General features: G+C 69.9%; 6 protein-coding genes. 5 read left to right on the top strand and 1 reads right to left on the bottom strand.

Going from position 1 to position 6,206, the window contains the following annotated elements:
• Positions 1 to 405, bottom strand: a 405-nt coding sequence (locus BJQ90_RS13000; RefSeq protein ID WP_226760674.1) for a trimeric intracellular cation channel family protein, incomplete at its 3' end; no start/stop codon positions are given.
• 61 nt (positions 406 to 466) lie between these two features.
• On the opposite strand from BJQ90_RS13000, the gene BJQ90_RS12995 reads away from it, so the two are divergent.
• The 5 genes from BJQ90_RS12995 to BJQ90_RS12975 all read left to right on the top strand — a co-directional run.
• Positions 467 to 1,225: a sirohydrochlorin chelatase gene (locus tag BJQ90_RS12995; RefSeq protein WP_226760673.1), complete on the top strand. Its 759-nt coding sequence runs from the start codon at positions 467 to 469 to the stop codon at positions 1,223 to 1,225.
• Positions 1,226 to 1,357: 132 nt separating this feature from the next.
• Complete coding sequence (locus tag BJQ90_RS12990; RefSeq protein ID WP_226760672.1) at positions 1,358 to 3,106, top strand: nitrite/sulfite reductase; 1,749 nt, start codon at positions 1,358 to 1,360, stop codon at positions 3,104 to 3,106.
• Positions 3,103 to 3,813, top strand: coding sequence for a phosphoadenylyl-sulfate reductase (locus tag BJQ90_RS12985; RefSeq protein ID WP_226760671.1), 711 nt, complete (start codon positions 3,103 to 3,105; stop codon positions 3,811 to 3,813). Before BJQ90_RS12990 ends, BJQ90_RS12985 begins: the two co-directional genes overlap by 4 nt.
• Complete coding sequence (gene cysD, locus BJQ90_RS12980; RefSeq protein WP_226760670.1) at positions 3,810 to 4,886, top strand: sulfate adenylyltransferase subunit CysD; 1,077 nt, start codon at positions 3,810 to 3,812, stop codon at positions 4,884 to 4,886. The genes BJQ90_RS12985 and cysD overlap by 4 nt, the downstream gene beginning before the upstream one ends.
• On the top strand, positions 4,886 to 6,206 hold a 1,321-nt coding region (locus BJQ90_RS12975), incomplete at its 3' end, for a sulfate adenylyltransferase subunit 1 (RefSeq protein ID WP_226760669.1). The genes cysD and BJQ90_RS12975, both read left to right, overlap by 1 nt.

Genomic DNA, 6,206 nt, shown 5'->3' with positions numbered 1-6,206 from the left:
GCCGCCCACCGCCGTCGTGACCCCGAGGAGCACCGCCGCAATGGGGTTCATCCCCGCGGCCAGCGCCTTGAGGGATCCGGTGATGCAGAAGAGCGCCAGGCCGCCGGCGTCGAACAGGATCAGCAGCGAGGTGTAGCGCTGGACGCTCGAAAACAGGAAGTACACCAGCACCGCGGCGAGCAGCGGCGGTGCCAGGTAGGCCGGGTTGGTGAAGGCCGCGGGAGGCCCGGCGTTAATGATGATGTCGCGGATCACGCCGCCGCCCAGGCTCACCACCGAGGCGAGCAGCAGGGAACCGATGATGTCGAACTGTTTCCGGGCCGCGAGCAGGGACCCGGAAACCGCGAAGAAGAAGACGCCGGCCAGGTCCAGCCAGACCGCGACAGCGCTGAAGGAAAAAGTCATGGAGGGTCCCGGTCGGATATCAAGGGGCGGATGGGGCGGCTCCAAGGCTACGCTAACGGCTATGAATAGCCCCATCCTGATCGCCTGCGCCCACGGCACCTCCAGCGCGGAGGGGGCCGCCGAAGTCAACGCCCTCCGGGACGGGATCGCCGCGCTCCGGCCGGGGCTCGCCGTCCGCGAGGCCTACGTCGACGTCCAGGACCCGGACCTCCCGGCCGTCGTGGCGGCCCTGCCGGCGGGGGAGACCGCCGTCGTCGTGCCGCTGCTGCTCAGCGTGGGGTACCACGTCAAGGTGGACATCGCTCGGGCGGTCAAGAGCCGGCCGGGCACCCGCGCCGCCGCCCCGCTGGGGCCCGACCCGCGGCTCGCGGCGCTGCTGGACGTCCGGCTCCGGGAAGCCGGCGTGACCGACAACGACGCCGTCATCCTCGCCGCTGCCGGGTCCTCCGACCCCACCGCCGCGAAGAATGTCGAGGAACTTGCCGGCCAGCTGCGCGCGCTGCGTTCCAACCGGATCGTGGCCGCCTACGGCGCGTCCGCGAAGCCGTCCGTGCCCGACGCCGTGGCCATGCTCCGCGAGGAGGCCGCGGGCGGCGCCGGCGCGGGGGAGTCCGCGGGGGCCGTGGACCTGGGCGGCCGCGTTGTCATCGCCGCGTACCTGCTGGCCCCGGGCTTCTTCCACGACCAGCTGCACAAGGCCGGCGCGGACCTCGTCACGGCGGCCCTGCTGCCGTCCCCGGTGCTCGCCGAAATCGCGCTGGAACGCTACGACGCCGCCCTCGCCGCGGGGCCTGAAGCGGGGCCTGAAGCGGGGGCCTGAACCGCCCCGCACCATGCACACGATCCGCGCCACTTCAAGGCTCGCCGACTCTTCGTGACGATTTGTTGCCCTAGGTGACCCCGCGTTTCCGACCCTTTGTGACGGCATTACGGGCCGCCCTACAGTCGATCCATGACTGATACAGCTCTAGCCGGAGCGTCCCCGGACCAGGCTGCCCCAGGCCGCACCAAGCGCCCCACCTCCCGCCCCGCCGCAAAGCCGCACGGGCAGTGGAAAGTGGACGGCACCGCGCCGCTGAACGCCAACGAAACCTGGAAGCAGGAGGACAACGGCCTCAACGTCCGCGAACGCATCGAATCCGTCTACTCCAAGCACGGCTTCGACTCGATCGACGGCACGGACCTGCACGGCCGCTTCCGTTGGTGGGGCCTTTACACCCAGCGCAAGCCCGGGATCGACGGCGGCAAGACCGCCACGCTCGAGCCGCACGAGCTCGAGGACAAATACTTCATGCTGCGCGTCCGGATCGACGGCGGCGCCCTCACCACCGAGCAGCTGCGCGTCATCGGCCAGATCTCCGTCGACTTCGCCCGCGGCTCGGCCGACCTCACCGACCGGCAGAACATCCAGCTGCACTGGATCCGGGTCGAGGACGTCCCGGAGATCTGGCGCCGGCTCGAATCCGTGGACCTGTCCACCACCGAAGCCTGCGGCGACGTTCCCCGCGTCATCCTCGGCTCCCCGGTCGCCGGCATCGCCAAGGACGAGATCATCGACCCGACGCCGCTGATCCACGAGCTCGCCGAACGGTTCATCGGCGACCCGGAACTCGCCAACCTGCCGCGCAAATTCAAGACCGCCATCACCGGCCACCCCAGCCAGGACGTGGTCCACGAGATCAACGACGTCGCCCTGGTGGGCCTGGTCCACCCCGAGCTCGGCATCGGCTACGACCTCTGGGTGGGCGGCGCGCTCTCCACCAACCCCATGCTGGGCAAGCGGCTCGGCGCGTTCGTCCGGCCCGACCAGGCCGCCGACGTCTGGCTCGGCGTCACCAGCATCTTCCGCGACTACGGCTATCGGCGCATGCGCACCAAGGCCCGGCTGAAGTTCCTGCTGGCCGACTGGGGGACGGAAAAGTTCCGCCAGGTCCTCGAGGACGAATACCTCGGCTACAAGCTCGACGACGGCCCGGCCGCGCCCAAGCCCTCCACCCCGGGCGACCACATCGGCGTGCACGAGCAGAAGGACGGCAAGTTCTTCATCGGCGCCACCCCGCTGGCCGGCCGCCTCTCCGGCGGCCAGCTCGTGAAGCTCGCCGACACCCTGGAAGCCCGCGGCTCGCAGCGGCTGCGCACCACCCCGCACCAGAAGCTCGTCGTCCTGGACGTGCCCAAGGACCAGGTGGAACCGCTCGTGGCCGAACTCGACGCCCTGGGCCTCTCCGCCCGGCCGTCCGTTTTCCGCCGCGGCACCATCGCCTGCACCGGCATCGAATACTGCAAGCTGGCCATCGTGGAAACGAAGGTCACGGCCGCCACCGCGGTCGCCGAGCTGGAACGCCGCCTCGCCGACCTTGTCGAGTCCAAGCAGCTCCCGCAGGCCCTGTCGCTGCACATCAACGGCTGCCCCAACTCCTGCGCCCGGATCCAGACCGCGGACATCGGCCTCAAGGGCATGATGCTGCCCACGCCCGACGGCGATCCCACCCCGGGTTTCCAGGTCCACCTCGGCGGCGGGCTGGCTTCCGACAGCCGCGAGGAAGCGGGCCTCGGACGCACCGTCCGCGGCCTCAAGGTCTATGTTGCGGACCTGCCCGATTACGTCGAGCGCGTGGTCCGGAAGTTCGTGGCCGACCACACCGAGGGCCAGACCTTCGCCGAATGGGCCTTCGCCGCCGATGAGGGGGATCTGCAGTGAGCGCCGTCCTCCGCACCCACGACGAGCTCAAGGCCGTCGCCGAATCCGGCGCCGCCGAGCTCGGCTGGGACGCCCCGGCCCGCGAGGTCATCGCCTGGGTGGCGCGCAACTTCGAGCTGCCCGCCGTCGCCGTCGCCTGCTCCATGGCCGACGCCGTCCTCCCGGCGCTCGTCGCGGACCAGCTTCCCGGCGTCGACGTGCTCTTCCTGGAGACCGGCTACCACTTCGCGGAAACCTACGCGACCCGCAACGAGGTCGCCGCGAGCCTGCACGTCAACGTCGTCGACGTGCTGCCGGAGAACACCGTGGAACAGCAGGACCGGCTCCTCGGCAAGGACCTCTTCGCCCGCGACGCCGCCCAGTGCTGCGCGCTGCGCAAAGTGGCCCCGCTGCGCCGCACCCTCGCCGGCTACGAACTCTGGTTCACCGGCGTCCGCCGCGACGAGGCCCCCACCCGCACCAACACCCCGCTGGTCACGTGGGACGAGACCAACGGCCTGGTCAAGGTCAACCCGGTCGCGGCCTGGAGCTTCGACCAGCTGGTCCAGTACTCCGATGACAACCTCCTCCCCGTCAACCCGCTGCTTTCACAGGGCTACCCGTCCATTGGCTGCCAGCCCTGCACCCGCAAGGTAGCGCCCGGCGACGACCCCCGCGCCGGCCGCTGGGCAGGAACCGACAAGACAGAATGCGGACTACACGTATGAGCATCAAAACCACCAACGAGGACCTGGAGCTTTCCGTGCTGGAACTTGACGCTGATTCTCCGAAAGCGGCGCATCGCGCGAGCGAGGAACGAGCGAGTGAAGTGAGCCGTCAGGGGCCCCCGGCCGAGCTTGCGAGGCTGGGGGAGACGGCAAACGCCAAGCCGCGTGGAGAAGCAGTGGCAAGGCTCTCCAGCCTGGACACCCTCGAGTCCGAGGCCATCCACATCATCCGCGAGGTCGTGGCCGAGTTCGAGAAGCCTGCGCTGCTGTTCTCCGGCGGCAAGGATTCCGTGGTGATGCTGCACCTGGCCACCAAGGCGTTCTGGCCGGGCAAGGTCCCGTTCCCGGTGCTGCATGTGGACACCGGGCACAACTTCCCCGAGGTCATCGAATTCCGCGACCGGACCGTGGAGCGGCTGGGACTGAAGCTCGTCGTCGGCTCCGTCCAGGAGTTCATCGACTCCGGCGAGCTCGCCGAGCGCGCCGACGGCACCCGCAACCCGCTGCAGACCGTGCCGCTGCTGGACGCGATCCAGCGCAACAAATTCGACGCCGTCTTCGGCGGCGGCCGCCGCGACGAGGACAAGGCCCGCGCCAAGGAACGCATCCTGAGCCTGCGCGACGAGTTCGGCCAGTGGGACCCGCGCAACCAACGCCCCGAACTGTGGAACCTCTACAACGGGCGGCACACCGTGGGCCAGCACGTCCGCGCCTTCCCGATCAGCAACTGGACCGAACTGGACGTCTGGCGCTACATCGAGCGCGAAAACATCGACCTGCCCGGCCTCTACTACGCCCACGACCGCGAGGTCTTTGCCCGCGACGGCATGTGGCGCGCGGTCGGCGAGGTCTCCCAGCCCCGCGACACCGAGCAGGTCATCACCAAGACCGTCCGCTACCGGACCGTGGGGGACATGTCCTGCACCGGCGCGGTGGTATCGTCCGCCGCCACCGTGCGCGACGTCGTGATCGAAGTTGCGGCCTCCACCATCACCGAACGTGGCGCCACCCGGGCGGATGACCGCATCTCCGAGGCCGCCATGGAAGACCGCAAGAAGGACGGGTATTTCTAATGAGCACCGAAATCGACACCGCCCGCGCGGCCGCCCTGCTTGACGAGGCCCCGCTGGCCCACGCTTCCCTGTTCCGCTTCGCCACGGCCGGATCGGTCGACGACGGCAAGTCCACCCTGGTGGGCCGCCTCCTGCACGACTCCAAGGCGATCCTCGCCGACCAGCTCGACGCCGTCGCCCGCACCTCGGCGGACCGGGGCTTCGGGGGCGCCGGTGCCACCGGCACCCAAGCGATTGACCTCGCGCTGCTGACCGACGGCCTGCGCGCCGAGCGGGAACAGGGCATCACCATCGACGTCGCCTACCGCTACTTCGCCACGGACCGCCGCAGCTTCATCCTCGCGGACTGCCCCGGGCACGTGCAGTACACCAAGAACACGGTGACCGGCGCGTCCACCGCGGATGCCGTCGTCGTGCTCATTGACGCCCGCAAGGGTGTCCTCGAGCAGACCCGCCGGCACCTGTCCGTGCTGCAGCTGCTGCGCGTGGCGCACGTGATCGTCGCCGTGAACAAGATCGACCTCGTGGACTTCAGCGAGTCCGTGTTCCGCGAGATCGAGGCCGACGTGCAGAAGGTCGGCCGCGAGCTCGGGCTGGGTCGGGAAGAATCAAATACCGCCGGCATCGCCGATCTTTTCGTCATTCCGGTGTCCGCGCTCGACGGCGACAACGTCGTGGACCGCTCGGACCGCACCCCCTGGTACGACGGGCCGGCCCTGCTCGAGGTCCTCGAGACGCTGCCGGCCGCGGACGAACTCGAGAGCCACCTGGAAAGCTTCCGGTTCCCCGTCCAGCTGGTCGTCCGGCCGCAGGGGGCGCTGGCTCCCGACGCCGTCGCCGGCGGGCTCGACGTCGAAGGCTACCGCGACTACCGCGCCTACGCCGGCCAGATCACCGAGGGCTCGGTGAAGCTGGGGGACAAGGTCAGCGTCCTCACCCCGGGCCAGGCGCCGCGCACCACCACGGTGACGGGCATCGACTTCGCAGGCTGGCGGCTCACCGAGGCCGTGGCCCCGCAGTCCGTGGCGCTGCGCCTCGCGGACGAGTTCGACGTTGCACGCGGCGACACGATCGCGGCGGCCGGAACCATCCGCGAAGCCTCTGCCGACCTGTACGCCGCGCTGTGCTGGCTCTCGCCGAAGCCGCTCCGCGAGGGCGCGAAGGTGCTGGTCAAGCACGGCACCCGCACGGTCCAGGCCCTGGTCCGGAACGTGACCGGAAAGCTGGACCTCGCCAACTTCCAGCTGGAGCCCACCACCACCCTGGAGCTCAACGACATTGGACATGCCCAGCTGCGGCTCGCCGCGCCGCTGCCGCTGG

This window comes from Arthrobacter sp. SO3, from assembly GCF_020532825.1.
In the GTDB taxonomy this organism is placed as follows: Bacteria; Actinomycetota; Actinomycetes; order Actinomycetales; family Micrococcaceae; genus Arthrobacter.
This window is presented reverse-complemented; position numbering and strand designations above follow the sequence as displayed.

Coding starts and splice junctions, on each gene's coding strand:
- BJQ90_RS12990 (WP_226760672.1), top strand. CDS start 1,358: ATGACTGATACAGCTCTAGCCGGAGCGTCCCCGGACCAGGCTGCCCCA.
- cysD (WP_226760670.1), top strand. CDS start 3,810: ATGAGCATCAAAACCACCAACGAGGACCTGGAGCTTTCCGTGCTGGAA.
- BJQ90_RS12995 (WP_226760673.1), top strand. CDS start 467: ATGAATAGCCCCATCCTGATCGCCTGCGCCCACGGCACCTCCAGCGCG.